The sequence below is a fragment of the Rhodococcus opacus genome (assembly GCF_012396235.1).
In the GTDB taxonomy this organism is placed as follows: domain Bacteria; phylum Actinomycetota; class Actinomycetes; order Mycobacteriales; family Mycobacteriaceae; genus Rhodococcus_F; species Rhodococcus_F opacus.
In genome coordinates this window covers 102,472-119,882 of the sequence record NZ_JAAXPA010000011.1, presented here as the reverse complement: position 1 = coordinate 119,882, position 17,411 = coordinate 102,472, and the positions used below count along the sequence as shown (strand labels likewise).

Below are 17,411 nucleotides of genomic sequence, written 5' to 3'. Positions count from 1 at the left end.
AAGGCCGAACGGCCCTGGTTCCGGGGTGATGCGCCTGGCTCAATGGACGAAGGGCCCACACCCGCCGGGCCGGCAAAGGAGTGAGCGCATGGATGGGCAACCGACCGTGCACCCCGATGCGAGTGTTCTGGATCGCCGCGGCCTCGACCAACTGATCGAGACACTCCGCGCCCGCGGCTATTGCGTCGTCGGTCCCACCGTCGAGGACTCGGCCATCGTTCTCGCCGAACTCGAATCCGGCGCGCAGCTGCCGTCCGGCTGGGGTGTGACGACCGGACCCGGGACGTATCGGCTGCGTCGGCGGGACGACGCCGCGGTCTTCGGCCACTCGGCCGGCCCGCAGTCGTGGAAACGCTTCCTCCATCCGCCACGACAGCAGCAGTGGTCCGTCGACCGGGACGGTGCCTTCATCGCACCGGCACCCGACGAGCGGCCCTACGCATTCGTGGGGGTCCGAGGCTGTGATCTCGCGGCGATCGCGGTCCTGCGGCGGGTGCTGTGCCCGGACCCCGATTCCGACAGCACCACCGCCCGCAGGTTCCGGCAACTGTTCATCGTGGCCGCCCACTGCACCGAACCCGGAGGTGTGTGTTTCTGCGCCTCGATGGGGACCGGACCGGCGGCCGGGCCCGGATACGACCTGGCACTGACCGAGCGCATCGACGACAACGGTCACCGCTTCGTCGTCGAGGCCGGCACCGAATCCGGTGCCGCCGTCCTCGCCGAGGTCGCCCACCGCACCGCCGCGACCGCAGAGGTCGACGAGGCCCGGAACGCCGTGAGCACCGCAGCCGGCCGGATGGGACGGGCAATGCCCGAGGTGGATCTTCATGCCCTCCTCCGCGACGCGCGCGGAGCCGACGTCTGGGAGGACGTCGCCAGCCGGTGCCTGACCTGTGGAAACTGCACCATGGTGTGCCCCACCTGCTTCTGCACCACCAGTGAGGACGTCACCGATCTGACCGGCGAGCACGCCGAGCGCTGGCAGCACTGGTCGTCGTGTTTCGAACCCGATTTCAGCCACGTCCACGGCGGGAACGTCCGGACGTCAGGGGAGAGCCGGTACCGGCAGTGGATGTCCCACAAACTCGGCACGTGGTTCGACCAGTTCGGCAGCTCCGGGTGCGTGGGATGCGGACGGTGCATCGACTGGTGCCCAGTCGGTATCGACATCACCGAAGAGGCCGCACGGCTCGTCCAGCTCATGCCGGCGTATCGGCCGGAGGACGACCGGGAGCAACGGTGAACGCCGACGAAGCGCCGCTGCCCCCTGCCCTCGGCCACCTCGGCCACGGGCACCGGCTGCGGCTCGCAGAACTCAGCACACCGGTTCGATTCGCCGCGGGGGAATTCGTCTTCCGCGAGAACGAGCCGGCAACCCGGTGCTGGCTGCTCGGCACCGGAAGTGTCGTCCTGACCACGCTAATACCCGGCCGCGGCACCGTCGCACTCGAAACCCTGCACGGCGGTGACGTTCTCGGCTGGTCCTGGCTCGGCACCCGGCAGCTGTGGCAGTTCGATGCACAGGCCACCACGACCACCGACGCCACGGAAGTGGACGTCGCCGCGCTCGAGCAGATGGCGCTCTCCCAACCCGACTTCGGATACGCCGTCACCCGCGCGTTGTCCGGGGTGCTGATCGCCCGACTGCAGTCCACCCGCGCCCGCCTGCTCGATCTCTACGCGAACCGAGGGGAACGGTGACTGTCGTGCCCGCCGACCGCATGCTGCCGACCGGATACCGGGTCGTGTGCCGTTCGGTGGAGACACGCGACTCGGTCACCATGACCCTCGTCCCGGCTTCTGAACCTCCGATGCCGCTCCCGCGGTTCACCCCCGGCCAGTTCATGATGCTGTACGCCCACGGGGTCGGCGAGGTCGCCATCTCGGTGTCCGGAGACCCCTCCCGAACCGATGGGACCCTCGTCCACACGATCCGCGACGTCGGGGCCGTGAGCCGGGCACTCCACGACGCCCCGCTCGGCACGATCATCGGCGTGCGGGGCCCCTTCGGGCAGGGCTGGAACCTGCCGGCCGGCTCGGACCGCGACCTCGTGATCGTCGCCGGGGGAGTGGGGTTGGCGCCTCTGCGCCCCGTGGTGCTCGCCGCACTGGCCGCGCGGGAGAAGTTCCGCCGACTCACTCTCGTCGTCGGCGCGCGCAGCCCCGCCGACATCCTCTACCGCAGCGAACTCGCGGCATGGCAGGCCCGCACCGACCTCACCGTGGAGTTGACGATCGACCAGCCGATCGCGGGATGGACGGGAGGCGTCGGATTCGTCACAGAATCCCTGCACCGGGTGGATGTCGACCCCGAACACACCACCGCACTGTTGTGCGGGCCGGAGCCGATGATGCGGTTCTGCGCCCGGGCGTTGACGGACCACCGGGTGAGTCCGTGCGACATTCAAGTGTCGGTGGAACGGAACATGCAATGCGGCGTCGGGGCCTGCGGACACTGCCAGCTCGGCGAACTGCTGCTGTGCCGGGACGGTCCCGTCGTCGACTACGCCACCGCCGAACCACTCCTACGGGTACCGGAGCTGTGATGAGCGCACCCCCGAACACCAAGCCGAAACTCGCCGTCTGGAAGTTCGCCTCCTGCGACGGCTGTCAACTGACGTTGCTCGATTGCGAGGACGAGCTGCTCGCGCTGTCCGAGGCCGTGGAGATCTCCCACTTCCTGGAGTTGTCGAACACGATCACCGCGGGCCCGTACGATCTGTCGCTGGTCGAGGGGTCGATCACCACGGCCGCCGACCGGGACCGCATCCGCGCGGTGCGGGCGCAGTCCCGGTTTCTCGTCACGATCGGGGCCTGCGCGACGGCGGGCGGCATCCAAGCGTTACGCAACTTCGCCGACATCGACGACTTCCTGTCGGTGGTCTACGCGAGGCCTGAGTACATCGACACCCTCGCCACCTCGACCGCGATCTCGGCGCACGTCCCCGTCGACTTCGAGCTGCGCGGTTGCCCGATCGACCGGCGTCAGCTCCTCGAGGTCATCACCGCGTACCTGTCGGGCCGGCGACCGAACATCCCCGACACCAGCGTGTGCACCGAGTGCAAGCGGCGCGGACTGACGTGTGTGATGGTCGCCGACGGCACACCGTGCCTCGGCCCGGTGACCCACTCCGGGTGCGGGGCGCTGTGCCCGTCGGTCTCCCGCGGGTGCTACGGCTGCTTCGGTCCCACCACCGACCCGAATCTCGCCGCGATGAGCGGTTGGCTGCGCACGTGCGGGATGAACGAGGACGCCATCGGCCGCATCTTCGCCACGTTCAACGTGGCGGCGTACGGATCGGAAGGGCACGACCGTGGCGCCCCGGAATAGAGAACTGACCGTGCGCGCCCTCGCCAGGGTCGAGGGTGAGGGCCGGGTCGACGTAACCGTGCGCGAGGGGAGGGCCGAACGCGTCGAACTCAACATCTACGAGCCGCCCCGCTTCTTCGAATCCTTCCTCCGCGGCCGCCACTTTCTCGAACCCCCGGACATCACCTCGCGTATCTGCGGTATCTGCCCGGTCGCCTACCAGGTGAGCGCATGCAATGCCATCGAGCAGGCATGCGAACTCGAACTCGACGACGCGGTGAGGGATCTGCGGCGACTTCTGTACTGCGGCGAGTGGATTGCCAGTCACGTGCTGCACATCTACTTCCTGCACGCACCCGACTTTCTGGGGCTCCCGGATTCGATTGCCCTCGCCCGGCGCGATCGGGAGGCCGTCGAGCGGGGCCTGTCGTTGAAGAAGGCCGGAAACGCGATCCTCGATGTGATCGGTGGCAGACCGATCCACCCGGTCAACGTCCGAATCGGTGGGTTCCACCGGATGCCGACCACAGCCGAACTGATTCCCCTGTCCGACCTACTGCGCACGGCACTCGATCACGCCGTGGCCACCGTCCGATGGGTGTCGTCCTTCGACTTCCCCGACGTCGAACTCGACCACGACCTCCTCGCACTTCACGAGGACTCCCGCTACGCAATCGACGACGGCGAGATCTGGTCGTCGACCGGATTACGTTGCACCGCTGACGAATTCCCGAAACACGTGGTCGAGCGTCAGGTGCCGCACTCGACCGCACTCCACGCCGAGCTCGACGGCCGCCGCTACCTCACCGGACCACTGGCTCGATACTCACTCAATTCGTCGCAGCTTGCCGGAGTGTCGGCGCAGACCGCCGCCGACGCCGGGCTGGGCGCGCAGTGCCGGAACCCCTACCGCAGCATCGTCGTCCGCGCCGTCGAGGTCGTCTACGCCGTCGAGGAAGCCTTGCGGATCATCGACCGCTACGAGCGGCCTGCGGAGCCGTTCACCGCCGGGCCACCGATACGCACGGTCGGGCACGGGGTCAGCGAGGCACCCCGTGGACTGCTGTATCACCGATACGACTTCGATCCCACCGGATTGATCCGCGCCGCCACCATCATTCCTCCGACCTCGCAGAATCAGGCCGCCATCGAACACGATCTACGGCGCGCGGTGGACGGGAATCTCATGCTGGCCGATGACGATCTGACAACGCTGTGCGAACGAACCATCCGCAACTACGATCCGTGCATCTCCTGCGCCACCCACTTTCTCACCCTCACGGTCGACCGCCGATGACCATCGTGGTGATCGGGCTGGGAAACGATCTCCGCCGCGACGACGGGATCGGCCCGGCGGTTGCGCGGCAGGTCGCGGACCACGTCGCCCCGGACGTGTACGTGTCGGTGTCCGATGGGGACCCGGCCACTCTGCTCGAAGCGTGGACCGGTGCGCAGCTGGCCGTCATCGTGGACGCCGTCGTATGCGACCCGCCTCGACCCGGCACCGTCTATCGGCTCACTCCGGACGAACTCGGCGACGTTCGGGCGGGGACGTTCAGCACACACGGAATCGCGCTCGACCAGACAATCCGCCTCGGCGCCGTGCTCGATCGGCTGCCCCACAGAATGATTGTCCTGGCGGTGGAGGTCGCTGATCTGGGCGGTGGCCGCGGGCTCTCACCCGCGGTGGGTCGAGCTGTCGACACGGCGGTGTCGGCGGTGCTGTCGGTGATCGGTGAGCCCTCCGACCGAATGTCCTGACCGTGCGCAGGTGACGCCGGAATCGTCAACGAGCGGAGTGGCGGCGGCCGATCGAGAACACCGACTCGACGGGGCGTCGCGGAGTCTGCCGTGGCGGAGACTTCTTCTCAGTCGTGCCTACCCGAATCAGGGCCTGCGGGAAGCCGCCGTCGGGGAGTAGTCCGCGGATCATCTCCCGGCTCTGACGGAGTTCGGTCGTGTGCGTCAAGGGACACGTCGCGAGACCGCCGACGGTAGCCTCCAGCAGCACCGCGGACAGGGCCTCACCGGCCCGGAGCCACGCACCGCGGCCGTCGGTCTCGGTGCTCAACACGAGAACGGTCGAGCGGTCGATCGCCGTTCCCGCGTCGTTGTCGCGGCCTGCCGGGAAGCGGCGTCCGATGTCGACGCGGTCACGATTCTCCGCGGTTGCGAGGGAATCCGCCGGAATTCCACCCTGAGGAATGGAATGACCAGCCCACCAGTGGAGTTCGGCCTGGTAGGCGGAGTCGTATTTCCGTGCGGCCGCGGTCAGCTCCGTCGCCTTCGCGAGTGTCGGACGAGCGTCCTGCCCCAGCACCGTCAGGTGGACGTCCATGCCCCGCGCCAGATCGGTCAACGCGACGGGCAGCGGGGTTTTCAGACTGACCGGGCCGAAGGGCCGACGGTCGGAATATCGATGCCGGATCGCCGCAAGCAAATCGAAGTCGTGCGACTGAGGCCGGGCGTCGTGGCGGAACCGAATCGTCGCCAGGTGCCCCGAATGCGGACCCTCCGGGACGCGCCGAATGTCGACGGACCATTTGAGCCCGGTCAATGCCGTCTCGAGATGATTCAGCGCCGCACCACAACTGACGACCAGTTGCCGGCCCGACGGGTCCGTGGAAGCCAAGAGCCGGCCGCGTTCGGTGTAGAGGTCGAGCTGCCCGTCGGCGTACGTCCACTGCCACGGCTGACTGTTGTGTACCGACGGTGCCCGGCAGGCGAGGTCCACGGCAATGCGGACGACGTTCTCGTCGGGAATGGTGGTGTCCACGATCGCCTCCTCGGTGAATCGCACTCCGGGCCGCCCCAGGCTGGACAGTCGGTGCGTCCACCTCAATGTTCGCCTTCTGGGTGGCCTGGGGTTAGGGCCGATGGTCACTGCCGGACACCCGCAGACGATTCGGGTCGGAAGACCCTACTGACAGCAACTGCCCGCTGTAAGCCTGAGAAGATGTCCAGCGACATCGCCATTCGCACGGTCGGCCTCACCAAGCGGTTCGGCTCCGTGCTCGCCCTGGACGCGGTGGACCTGAATATTGTCGAGGGGGAGGTCTTCGGTTATCTCGGCCCCAATGGCGCCGGAAAGTCGACCACGCTGCGTCTGCTCGTGGGTTTGCTTCGTCCGACTGCCGGATCGGCCCAGCTGTTCGGCCTCGACGCATGGTCGGCGGCGCCCGCGGTTCATCGTCTGATCGGCTATGTTCCCGGTGAATTGGCACTGTACGACCGCATGACCGGCCGCCAGCACATCACGTACTTCGGACACCTGCGTGGCAAGCCGGGCGACAAAGCGGCGACAGTTTTCGCCGATCGGCTCGATCTCGACCTCGACCGAACCGTCCGGACGTTGTCGAAAGGAAACCGCCAGAAGCTCGCGTTGGTCCTCGCGCTCATGTCCGGCCCGCAGTTGCTCATTCTCGACGAACCTACCGGCGGCCTCGATCCGCTCGTGCAACACGAGTTCCATGCGATCGTTCGCGAGCACACCGCATCCGGCGGAACGGTGTTGCTGTCGTCTCACGTACTCAGCGAAGTTCAGCAAGTAGCCGACCGCGTCGGTGTACTGCGGGAGGGTCGCCTCATCGCCGTCGAGAGTCTTCACGAACTACGCCAGAAGTCGCTGCACCATGTCACCGCCGAATGTGCGACGCCGATCCGGGAATCGGACTTCCGCGAAGTGGCCGGCCTCCGCGACCTCACCGTCGCGGGCACGTCGCTCACGTGCAGTGCACCGCAGTCAGCGTTGGACGCCCTGATTCGCCGGATCTCGCAATTCCGCATCGTCGACTTCGAGTGCGCCGAGGCCGACCTCGAGGAGACATTCATGGCGTTCTACGAGAGTCGAGAACGAAATGCTGCGTAGCGTGCTCACCAAGACGTTGTACGATCAGCGCCGCGCGTTCCCTGCATGGGTCGTCGGGCTCGCGCTGTTGGTGGCGATGTACGTGGCGATCTGGCCCAGTGTTCGCGACCAGCCGTCGATGAATCAGTTCCTCGACGAAATGCCCGAGGCGTTTCGTGCCCTGTTCGCGATGTCCGGGGCCGACATGTCTACCCCGGTCGGATACATCGAGATCGAACTGCTGTCGTTCATGGGTCCATTGCTGCTTCTGATCTATGCCGTCGGAACGGGCGCGGCGGCGGTCGCCGGAGAGGAGGAGCGGGGAACGCTCGATCAGTTGCTCGTCACGCCCCTGAGCCGCGGGCGAATCCTGACGGAGAAATTCGGTGCCCTCGCCGTGGGCACCGTGGCGCTGTCGGCGGTCATGGGACTCGCCCTGCTCGGGGAGGGGATACTCGCCGACATGGATCTGCCGGTGGGAAACGTCGCGGCGGCAATGACGCACCTGGCGCTTCTGGCGCTGGTCTTCGGCGCACTCGCATTCGCGATCGGCGCCGTCACCGGCCGCCCCGCACTGAGTCGTTCGGTTCCTGCCGTGGCCGCGATACTGGCGTATGTGCTCAACGGCCTCGGGCCTGTCGTGTCGTGGTTGGCGCCGTGGCAACGATATTCACCGTTCTATCAGTACGCCGGCCATGATCCGTTGCGCCATGGGTTCTCGTTCGCGGCAGCATCCGTCTCCTTGCTCACAATTGCAGTGTTGCTCGGAGTCGCGCTCGTGGGGTTCGCCCAGCGCGATGTGGTGAGATAACCGTGACCGACGCGAGGACACCTTCTCTCGAGCCGGTTGTCGTCGGAGTCGACGGCTCGACGGCCGCGAGAGCTGCGGCGCGCTGGGCCGCCGCGGTCGCGGAGAAGCAGGGAACAACGTTGCACCTGGTTCACGTGCTCCCTCCGCCCCCCGTCTTCTACGCAGAACCGCGTCCCCTGCCGTCGGAAGACGAGGACCGCATCGCCGCGGAAACGTTCCTGGCCGGTGCGTTGCGCGGCATCAGGGCCGACCGGCGTGCCCTCGCCGTGGAGTGTTCCTCACCGACCGGGTCGACGGCGGCCGACATCCTGTTGCCGTTGGCGGACTCAGCGTCGATGGTGGTGATCGGGTCGACGGCACGAGGCCCGGTGGAGGGGTATCTGAATGCGACGGCGCTGCGACTCGCCCATCACTCACCGTGCCCGCTCGTGGTGTGGCGGGGAGCCGAAGAGCACGCGATTCCCGACCGACGCGCGGTCGTCGTCGGTGTGGACGGCAGCCGGTGCAGTGTCGCCGCCGTGGCCGACGCCTTCCAATTCGCCGGGCGATTCGGCGCGCCGCTGATCGCGGTGCATTCGTGGAGGTCGGATTTTCCACACGATACCGAGAACGACGCGGTCGGGGTCGGGGCCTGCCGACGGGAAGGGGCAGTTCTGGCGGAAAGTCTCGCCGGCTGGGTCGAGCGATATCCCGACGTGGTCGTGCGAGAGATTGTCGAGTCCGGTGGTGCAGGTGAGGTATTGCTCCGCTGGTGTGAGGACGCGCAACTTCTCGTCGTCGGAAGCCATGGGCACGGCGCGCTCGGCCGTGCGATTCTCGGGTCGACGAGCCAGGACATGCTTCACCGGGCCCGCTGTCCGGTCATGATCAGCAAAGTGCACCGGGACACCGGTTCGGTTCATGATCGCGCCACGGAGTTCGGCGACCGTGGACGTCGCTGAGTTCCACGCCTACGGCTACGCCGCCGCCCTGCTGATCGGGCTCGGGCTGGGAATCGAGCGGGAACACGCGGCCCGCACCCCACCTGACGGTGCGGACCCGGGGTCTTGGGAGTTGCCCGGCGCACGTACCTTTCCGCTCATTGCCCTCGCCGGCGCCATCGCAGCGCACCTCGGCACCGCCGTAGTCACGGCGGCTTTCGTGGGGATCGCGGCCCTCGTCGTGGGGTGGTACTGGGTACGCACCCATATCCCGCCGCGACCGGACGTCGGGACCACCACCGCGTTCGCCGCCCTGGTGGCCTTCCTGCTCGGTGCCCTCGCCTGGCACTATCCGTCACTCGCCGTTGCGCTCGGCGTGATCGTGCTCGTCCTCCTCTCCGTCAAATACCCCATGCACGAATTCGCGGAGCACATGATCGACGAACGCGACATCACGGACTTCTGCGTACTGCTCGCGATCGGCTTCCTCGTCCTCCCCCTACTTCCAGACCGTGACGTCGGGCCCTACGGCGCGTTGAACCCTGCGACGATCGGGCGACTGGTGCTCATGCTGAGCCTGATCGGCTGGGTGGGCTATGTGGCCACCCGGATCCTCGGCCCACGCTGGGGACTGCTGATCGTCGGCTTCGGCGGCGGGTTCGTCTCCGGCGCTGCGACCACCGCCGTCATGGCGCGGACAGCGCGCCGAGAACGGGATTCGCCGGATGCTTTACCTGCGGCACTGATCGTGAATCTGTCCACCATCCTGCTCGTCGTCGGTATCACCTGGGTCGTCAATTCCGAGGTGTCGGCACAGCTGGCACTGATACTCGGCGGAGCTGCCGCACTCGTCGTCGCGGAGACCGCCGTTCTCGTGCTCCGGGGCTCGCACGACCGATCGTCGGGCAGCCGCGTCCAGGGGACACAGCCGGCCACGGGTTTGCTCGACCGCCCGATCTCGGTTCCGGCAACACTCTCACTGGCAGGAATTTTGCTCGTCCTCCTCGTCATGACGAAGGGCGCCGCGGACAGCTTCGGAGGTGGCGGTGTGGTCGCTGCATCGGCTGTCGGCGGATTGGCCGATGCCCATTCCTCGTCGCTCGCCGCAGCGTCCGCGGCGGGTGCCGAGATCACCGTCGACACCGCGACCGTGGCGGCGGTTGTCGCCGTCGGAACGAACCTGCTCACCAAACTGGTCCTCGCCGCCGTTGCCGGTTCGTTCCGGTTCGCCGTGACGCTGGCGGCGTGGCTGGCCCCACCGGTCGCTGTGACAGCCGCGACCGTGTGGGTCGTGCTCATCCAGTGATCAGCCGCAGATGCGCTGGTCGGACCGTGCCGTCTCCGCCGGACGGTGTCGATGACCTACGGCCCTAGAGCCACCGAGCCGCGAGCACAACACTCGAAGCCAGGACAAGCAGGAGACACACGATGACCGGCGGAGCACCCACCACACACACGGACACACTGTGAACACGCGAGAGCTGCCCGTGGTACCCGACCGACGTACCGTCGAATCAGCTGTGGCGCTGGCGTGCCGCGCGCCGTCGCTGCACAACAGCCAACCGTGGCGTTGGGTGATGGGCACTACCTTGCGGTTGTACAGCGATCCCGACCGGCTGCTGCCCGCCACCGATGGCTTTGGCCGTCAGATGGTGATCTCCTGCGGTGCGGCCTTGAATCACCTCGACTACGCATTCACGGCGAATCGCTGGCGTCCTCTCATCGAGAGGCTGCCGCGTTCTTCCGACCGGCAACTCCTGTCGACGATCGGCTTCGTCCCGGCTCCGACACCGACGGATTTCGTCGCCCGAATGGCGGCGGCGATCGAACGAAGGCGAACCGAACGACTGCCACTGGACGCACCGTCCGCGTGGACGGAGACACTCGAGCAGCTGGTGCGAATCATTGCAGGAACAGGCGTCGAACTCGAAGACCTCGGCGAGCGAAGCCGTCCCGCACTCGAGGACGCATCACGCCGGATGACCGGTCTACGGCACGACGACCCCACCTACCAAGCCGAACTGCGGTGGTGGTCGGGGCGCGGACTGTTCCCCGACGGAGTGCCGGAGCAGGCGCGTCCGTCCGACTCGCAGCAGCACTCGGTGCACCTCTCACGAGAGTTTCCACCCGGCCGCGCGAGCACACCCGACGGCAGCCCGTCGGAAGACCGCGCCGCGATCCTCCTGCTCTCCACATCCACGGATTCGAGACTTGATTGGCTACGGAGCGGCGAAGCACTCTCCGCCGTTCTGCTCGCCTGCACGAACCGCGGACTCGCCACCTGCCCCGTCACCCATCTGACCGAACGCGCCGCGACACGGACAATGCTGCGAGAGCTGTCTTCCGGGGACGGGATGCCGCAGGTTCTGATCAGGGTGGGAGCGGGCACCGGGGTGGGGGAACCGTCGCCCACACCCAGACGCCCGTTATCGGAAGTCCTGGTTCGAGAACGGCCGGCGCAGGGAAACCTGTCCGGTGAGTAGGGGAGGGCTGCCACCCCTGGCAATACGACGAGCGTCAACCCAACGATGCGACGCAGATCGATGACACGAATGCGGTTCGGGCAGCGAGCGGAATCGATGAGGAGGTCACCATGGTCGATCCGGGGATCGTTGTGGGAGTGGACGGATCCCGGTCGTCGCTGGATGCGGTGCGGTGGGCCGCACGTGAGGCTACAGTGCGCGCGGCGCCGCTACTGTTGTTGTCCTGCATCACGTACCGCGGTGCACAAGATGGGCCCCGACTCGCTGAAGTCCTCCACGCCCGAGCCGAGCGGGACGTTGCCGAAGCACTCGAGACCGCCCGAGCCGGATCCGCAGACGCAGACATCGACATTCGGGCCGAAGTGTCCCATCAGAACGCCCCGGGATCACTCGTCGACCGATCCGCCGGCGCAATGATGGTCGTGCTCGGCAGACGCGGACTGGGCGAGTTCACCGACGGGCTGATCGGCTCCGTGACCTCGGCCGTGGCGCGTCATGCGCAGTGCCCGGTAGCAGTGATCGACGGCTGGTCGAGAGTCGCGGACGGCACGGGACCCGTCGTCGTCGGCGTCGACGGATCTCCGAGCAGTGCACGGGCCGTCGGTCTGGCGTTCGAGGAGTGTTCCCTCCACAACACGGAACTGATCGCACTGCACGCGTGGTCCGACCAGGACCTGTCGAAACTCCCCGTCGGTGTAGAGCAGACCATGGAGCGGTCGGTGCTCGAAGCCGGCGTCGCCGAATGGTGTGAACGGTTCCCCGAGGTCCGGGTGCGACAGACCCTCGTTCGGGACCGACCGGTTCGCCACCTCCTCGAAATGGCCGACGAAGCCCAGATGATCGTCGTCGGCAGCCGCGGACGGGGCGGCTTCTCCGGGATGACGCTCGGCTCGACCAGCGCAGCCTTGGTGCACATAACCCCGTGTCCCCTCCTGATCGCCGGACCGATCCGACCAGAGCGATGACCTTGGGCCCTACATCGGCATCTGTCCCGGCGCGACACTCGAAGGAGCAATCGCAGGAGGTCGTCATGATCGGGGAACAGACACTGGTATCGCGGATGTGGCGATTGGGGCCGTGGAGCGGGAACCGACTGATGCGGGGAAGCTATCGCCTCGAATCCTCGGTCTTCCTCGTCGTCGTCGCCCTGGTGCTGATCTTGGTTCCCCTCGCCGCAGGCTTCGGAACCGTTACTCACACACGCCTCGACGACCAATCCCGCGCCGACCGCGAAAACCGGCATCAGATCGCGGCAGTGCTCCTCGAGGACCCAACTGTGAACCTGGCGGATACCACTCCGGCAACGGGTGCCACGGGGCAGGCACAGGCCCGGTGGGCAGTGGATGGGACCACACGCACCGGCCAGGTACTGACCGCGCCGGAAGCGAAGGCGGGACAAACGATCAGCATGTGGATCGACCCGGCCGGCAAGATCGTCGATGCGCCGAAGACAGGCACCGAGAACGCATTCGAGGCAGTGGGCGCCGCACTCGCACTGTGGACAATGGGTGCGACGATCTGTCTCACGATGTTGATCGGAATTCGCTGGGCAGGAACGAGATATCGGATGTCACAGTGGGACCGCGAGTGGAGGAACCTCGGAAAGGCCCCTGGGTGGCCGGTCAGCTGACGCCCATCGATGTCGAACACAAGAAGACGACGACGATTTCCGAATGGTGAGGCCAGAGCCAGTGGACGACAACTTGAGCTTCCTGGACGCGGGTTTTCTCGAGACGGAGGACTCCGACCCACACGCGAGCCTGACGATCGGTGCTCTCGCCATCATGGAGGGCCCCGTTCCCGGGCAAGACGAATTTCGTGACACGGTCGCCGCACGTTTCGCGAAGCTCCCGCACGCCCGAGACAGGGTTCACACGGTCCCACTCGACTTCAGCCCACCCTCCTGGTCACCGGATCCGCATTTCGACCTCGGCCATCATCTGCGACGGGTCGCCGTCCCGGAACCAGGGGAGGAGGAGTCCCTGTTCGGTTTCGTCGCCCGAGTCATGGCGCACCGACTCGACCGTGACCGCCCCTTGTGGGAATGCTGGGTCGTCGAAGGCCTCACCGACGACCGCTGGGCCATACTGACCAAGATTCATCACTGCATGGCGGACGGGATCACCGGAACCAAACTGTTCGAGGCCATGTGCGACGAAGTCGTGGCCGAAACGTCGACGACCGCAGAGCCCGACACCGACGCCGAGCCGGTACCGACCGTCGGTACACGCCTCGAGAGCGTCGAGAGCCTGGTCCGCTCGACGATCGAGTTCCTGTCCCCGGTGCGGCAACTCCGGCTCGTCTCGGCGGCACTGGCAATTCCACGTCGGCTGACGGCAGCCGGTATCGGCGTCGCAACCGGCCTCACCCACCTGCTGTCCGAGATACTGACCTCATCCACGGACACTTCGCTGATCGGACCGATCGGTCGCCAGCGCCGCTACTGCGCCGCGCGAGTCAGGATGCATGACGTTCGCGAAATCTGCGCCACGTACCAGGTCACCGTGAACGACGTCGCACTCGCGGCGATCACCACCGGACTACGGCAGCTGCTCCTGAAACGGGGCGAGCGTCCCGAACCCCACACGGTCCGCACGCTCGTTCCCGTGTCCGTCCGCTCCGCAACCGAGGAACGTGCGATCCACAATCAGGTCTCGCTCATGCTGCCCTTTCTGCCAGTCGACATCGAAGACCCGGTCGAGCAGTTGGTCGCCGTCCACCAACGGCTCACGACGCACAAGGCGAGCAAGGAAGCGGAAGGGGGCAAGGCGTTCACCGCGGTGGCCCAGTACGGACCGTTCATGCCCATGGCCTGGGCCGTTCGACTCGCCACCCGGTTTCCTCAGCACAGTGTCGTCGCCGTCGCAACCAACGTCCCCGGTCCGAAAGCCACACGACACGTGATGGGCCGCACGATCCTGGAGATCCTTCCGTACGTGCCGATCGCGCTGCGGCTGCGGATCGGGATCGCGATCCTCAGCTACAGCGACCATCTCGCCTTCGGTCTCACCGGGGACTACGACACCACACCGGACCTCACCGACCTCTCCGACTCGATAGAACGCGGTGTCCTGACCCTCCTCGCCTCGTCGCGCGCGGCTGACGCAGCCTCCGAATGACGGCCGACGACCGTCGCGAGCAACTCGGCTCGGGCGACCTGATCACGCTCGTCTCGGACGTCGGACCGGTACCCATGAACGTCGGCGCGATACTTTTCGTTGCCGGTGAAGGTGACGTGGACGCGGCGACCGTCGAGGCCACGTTCACACGACGGCTCACCAGCATTCGGCGCCTGCAGCAGCGCCTGGCCACGCCACGGTGGGGCCCGGGACGGCCGTACTGGGTCGACGACTCCGATGTCGACGTCCGCGCCCATGTGTCCCGAGTGCGGTGCCCGAGCCCGGGGGACCGTGACGCTGCGCTGGCAATCGCGGTGGACGCGGTGACCCGGCCGCTGCCCCGGTCGCGACCGTTGTGGCGGGCGGTCGTCGTCACCGGTCTCATCGACGATCACACCGGTCTGGTGCTGGTGCTGCATCACGTCGTGGCCGACGGGATCGGTGGCCTCGCCGTGCTCGCGCGCCTGGTCGACGGCGCGGACGCGACTGGACCGGCCGCCGATAATGAGAACCCGCCGTCGGCGGCCCCGCCTCGGGGCCGGTTCGTCGACGGCGTTTGCGAACGGTGCCGCACGCTGCGCCGAGTTCCGCGCAGGATTGCTCGTATACGAGGCGGCTGGGCCGAACTCGGTCGTGGTCGCGGCGGGTGGGCTCCGCGGTGTTCCCTGAACGCTGCCACCGGCCCCCGTCGCAGGGTAGTGACCGTCGACGCCGGTCTCGACGGTGTCCGGGCAGCGGGGCGGAGGTCGGGGGCCACCGTCAACGATGTTCTGTTGGTCGCCGTCACTGGGGCATTGGCCGAACTCCTACGTGAGCGGATGGAGTTTCCGCAGGAGCTGGTGGTGTCGGTGCCCGTCTCGGCCCGGAGTTCGGCAACGAGTGGGCACCTGGGGAACCAGGTCGGTGTGATGCCGGTACGTGTACCGCTGGTAGGAAGTTTCCAGGACCGGCTGACCACGGTTTCGGGTGTCACCCGCGTTCAGAAGATGCGAACCCGAGGTACGTCCTCCGCACTGATCGGACCACTTTTCCGGATCCTGGCCGCGCTGCGGTTGTTTCGGTGGTTCGTCGACCGTCAGCGACTCGTCAACTCGTTCCTGACGAACCTCCCGGGTCCCCCTGGGCAAGTCGTCATCGCCGGGGCACCGATCACAGGCATCACCCCGATCACCGTCACCGCGGGGAACGTCGGCGTCGCGTTCGCGGCACTATCCTATGCGGGCACGCTGACAGTAACGATCATCGTCGACCCCGACGTCGTACCCGAGGTCCGCGAGCTCGCCGCAGCTCTGCACGAACAATTCCGGGCCGCCATCGAGTGACGAGCTGGGCCGCGACTCAGAGAGACTCGGCCTCGTCCCGGATCAGGCGCAGTACCGGCCCGCCCATCGCCTTGACGAACGGGCCCACCACCGTCCAATACCCGTGGAAGCTTCGCCGTGCCTTGTCGTCCGTGCCGTGTACGCGCACCTCGGTGACCAGGACAGACGTGTGGGCGTCGTACGTGAGAACTGTGAAACCCCAAGCGCCGATGCCATATCCGGGAAGGGTGAACCGGCCGAAGTCTGCTGGCGACCATTCGACGCGGCCGTAGCCCTTCTCCCACCAGCGACCGATGAACCCGAGCACCATCGCGTGTCCCGGCTCCTCCGCGAGAAGCTGGAACCCGCCGTCGGGTTCCAGCAACTGGTCGAACCTGAATTCGGACCGACTCCCCTGAAGATGGGCGCCCCGACGTCCGCGGACGGTGTCGATCGCAATTCGGGCCCGGTTCGGGAGCGCGACCGCCGGCGACCGGAAGAAGTCGACGCGGCGGATGGCGGCGAAGGTCGTCGGCGCAGACGCACGGACGACCTGCGTGCGCAGAATGCGTTGCTCATACCTCGGCAGCTGTGACTCGATCAGGCTCGATCCGAGGCTGGGGTCGTGCACGATACATCTCCTCCTGGGCGCCATCCCCGCGGTACAGCTAGCGGACAATGAGGAGTGGGCAGACGACCGAATGCATCAACGCCCTGCTGGTCGACCCCAGCAGCATGCTGGAAAACCCTCCTCGCCCCCGGCTCCCCACCACGAGAAGCTGCGCATTCTCGGCCTGCTCACGCAGGTGCCGGGTGGGGCGATCCCTGACCACGAGGGTGCGCACCTTCACATCCGGATAGTTCTCCGCACGACCGGCGAGATTCTCGGACAACAGGGCCGTTTCGTTGGCCGCATCCCGCAGCCACTCCGCCTCGCTGCCTCCGTCCGGGGAGAACTGCAGAACGATGTCGGACCATGCATGAACGGCGACGAGTTCCGATTGCCGCAGACCTGCTTCCTCGAAGGCCATCGAGATGGCCGGTTCACTGTGTTCTGATCCGTCGACACCGACGACAACCGGTCCGGGGATGTCGTTGATATTGCGATCAGGTTCACCGCGGATCACCGCGACCGGGCATGAGGCGTGGGTCGCCACCGCCGAACTGACCGATCCCAGGACGGCGCGCTCTACGATTCCCCGTCTGTTCGCACCCACAACGAGCATCGTGGCATCCGCCGAACGTTCAAGAAGTTCACCGGCCGGCGTCCCGGAGCAGACGGTGGTCTCGATCTCGATGTGGTGTTCGGGCAGTGCGGCACGGGCGGTTTGCGCCGCGCGGTCCAACCTGTCCTTACCGTCGCGCTCCTCGTCCTGGAAGAAGCTGGCAGGCACACCGATCGGGACGCCGTACCTTCCGGGAACGAACATCGTCGTGACCAGTGACAGGGGCGAGCTGCGGAGCGCGGCCTCCCTCGCCGCCCATGCAACAGCCTGCAGCGACGATGGGGAGCCGTCGATCCCTACAACGATCGGGCGGTGGCCGGACATGATGCACTCCTACGGGTTCCTGGCGCCGAGTTTCTGCCTCGATCTTCATCGTTGCGGCCCGCGGGTG

18 protein-coding genes are annotated in these 17,411 nt (G+C 66.9%); 15 read left to right on the top strand and 3 right to left on the bottom strand.

Annotated features, from left to right (window positions below; genetic code table 11):
• Window positions 1–88 precede the first annotated feature (88 nt).
• The 6 genes from HGB39_RS17020 to HGB39_RS16995 are packed head-to-tail and all read left to right on the top strand — an operon-like array spanning window position 89 to window position 5,074.
• Window positions 89–1,246: a 4Fe-4S dicluster domain-containing protein gene (locus HGB39_RS17020; RefSeq protein ID WP_043792494.1), complete on the top strand. Its 1,158-nt coding sequence runs from the start codon at window positions 89–91 to the stop codon at window positions 1,244–1,246.
• Entirely contained in the window at window positions 1,243–1,704 is a 462-nt protein-coding gene (locus HGB39_RS17015) for a cyclic nucleotide-binding domain-containing protein (protein ID WP_005571455.1), read from the top strand. The genes HGB39_RS17020 and HGB39_RS17015 overlap by 4 nt, the downstream gene beginning before the upstream one ends.
• Window positions 1,701–2,549: an FAD/NAD(P)-binding protein gene (locus HGB39_RS17010; RefSeq protein WP_005571454.1), complete on the top strand. Its 849-nt coding sequence runs from the start codon at window positions 1,701–1,703 to the stop codon at window positions 2,547–2,549. The genes HGB39_RS17015 and HGB39_RS17010 overlap by 4 nt, the downstream gene beginning before the upstream one ends.
• Complete coding sequence (locus tag HGB39_RS17005; protein WP_064080041.1) at window positions 2,549–3,334, top strand: NADH-quinone oxidoreductase subunit B family protein; 786 nt, start codon at window positions 2,549–2,551, stop codon at window positions 3,332–3,334. The genes HGB39_RS17010 and HGB39_RS17005 overlap by 1 nt, the downstream gene beginning before the upstream one ends.
• Window positions 3,318–4,610 carry a Ni/Fe hydrogenase subunit alpha gene (locus HGB39_RS17000; RefSeq protein ID WP_005565942.1) on the top strand — a complete coding sequence of 431 codons (1,293 nt, stop codon included), beginning with the start codon at window positions 3,318–3,320 and terminating at the stop codon, window positions 4,608–4,610. Before HGB39_RS17005 ends, HGB39_RS17000 begins: the two co-directional genes overlap by 17 nt.
• On the top strand, window positions 4,607–5,074 hold the full coding sequence (locus HGB39_RS16995; protein WP_005565944.1) for a hydrogenase maturation protease: 468 nt from the start codon (window positions 4,607–4,609) through the stop codon (window positions 5,072–5,074). The genes HGB39_RS17000 and HGB39_RS16995 overlap by 4 nt, the downstream gene beginning before the upstream one ends.
• 25 nt (window positions 5,075–5,099) lie before the next feature.
• Here the strand turns inward: HGB39_RS16995 and HGB39_RS16990 are convergent, their stop codons facing one another.
• Window positions 5,100–6,113 (bottom strand): Acg family FMN-binding oxidoreductase, encoded by a 1,014-nt coding sequence (locus tag HGB39_RS16990; RefSeq protein ID WP_005257891.1) that lies wholly within the window; start codon window positions 6,111–6,113, stop codon window positions 5,100–5,102.
• A 156-nt stretch (window positions 6,114–6,269) separates the two neighbouring features.
• Between HGB39_RS16990 and HGB39_RS16985 the strand changes: the two genes are divergently transcribed.
• From HGB39_RS16985 to HGB39_RS16945, 9 genes are all read left to right on the top strand, one after another.
• Window positions 6,270–7,181, top strand: coding sequence for an ABC transporter ATP-binding protein (locus HGB39_RS16985; protein WP_005257889.1), 912 nt, complete (start codon window positions 6,270–6,272; stop codon window positions 7,179–7,181).
• A gap of 1 nt (window position 7,182) precedes the next feature.
• Window positions 7,183–7,971 (top strand): ABC transporter permease subunit, encoded by a 789-nt coding sequence (locus HGB39_RS16980; RefSeq protein ID WP_231137904.1) that lies wholly within the window; start codon window positions 7,183–7,185, stop codon window positions 7,969–7,971.
• 2 nt (window positions 7,972–7,973) lie between these two features.
• A complete protein-coding gene (locus HGB39_RS16975; RefSeq protein WP_005565947.1) occupies window positions 7,974–8,912 on the top strand; it encodes a universal stress protein in 939 nt (312 codons plus the stop codon).
• Complete coding sequence (locus HGB39_RS16970) at window positions 8,899–10,197, top strand: MgtC/SapB family protein (protein WP_005565949.1); 1,299 nt, start codon at window positions 8,899–8,901, stop codon at window positions 10,195–10,197. The genes HGB39_RS16975 and HGB39_RS16970 overlap by 14 nt, the downstream gene beginning before the upstream one ends.
• A 160-nt stretch (window positions 10,198–10,357) precedes the next feature.
• On the top strand, window positions 10,358–11,374 hold the full coding sequence (locus HGB39_RS16965; protein ID WP_043789405.1) for an Acg family FMN-binding oxidoreductase: 1,017 nt from the start codon (window positions 10,358–10,360) through the stop codon (window positions 11,372–11,374).
• A gap of 110 nt (window positions 11,375–11,484) precedes the next feature.
• Window positions 11,485–12,339, top strand: a complete 855-nt coding sequence (locus tag HGB39_RS16960; protein WP_005565953.1) for a universal stress protein — start codon at window positions 11,485–11,487, stop codon at window positions 12,337–12,339.
• Between the two features lie 65 nt (window positions 12,340–12,404).
• Window positions 12,405–13,004, top strand: a complete 600-nt coding sequence (locus HGB39_RS16955) for an Rv1733c family protein (RefSeq protein ID WP_005565955.1) — start codon at window positions 12,405–12,407, stop codon at window positions 13,002–13,004.
• 61 nt (window positions 13,005–13,065) lie between these two features.
• Entirely contained in the window at window positions 13,066–14,493 is a 1,428-nt protein-coding gene (locus tag HGB39_RS16950; protein ID WP_005565956.1) for a wax ester/triacylglycerol synthase family O-acyltransferase, read from the top strand.
• On the top strand, window positions 14,490–15,815 hold the full coding sequence (locus tag HGB39_RS16945) for a wax ester/triacylglycerol synthase domain-containing protein (protein ID WP_005565957.1): 1,326 nt from the start codon (window positions 14,490–14,492) through the stop codon (window positions 15,813–15,815). The genes HGB39_RS16950 and HGB39_RS16945 overlap by 4 nt, the downstream gene beginning before the upstream one ends.
• A gap of 16 nt (window positions 15,816–15,831) precedes the next feature.
• On the opposite strand, the gene HGB39_RS16940 is transcribed toward HGB39_RS16945, so the two are convergent.
• Both HGB39_RS16940 and HGB39_RS16935 read right to left on the bottom strand, forming a co-directional pair.
• A complete protein-coding gene (locus tag HGB39_RS16940; protein WP_005565958.1) occupies window positions 15,832–16,425 on the bottom strand; it encodes a hypothetical protein in 594 nt (197 codons plus the stop codon).
• A gap of 37 nt (window positions 16,426–16,462) precedes the next feature.
• Window positions 16,463–17,344, bottom strand: a complete 882-nt coding sequence (locus tag HGB39_RS16935) for a universal stress protein (protein WP_005565959.1) — start codon at window positions 17,342–17,344, stop codon at window positions 16,463–16,465.
• Between the last annotated feature and the right edge of the window lie 67 nt (window positions 17,345–17,411).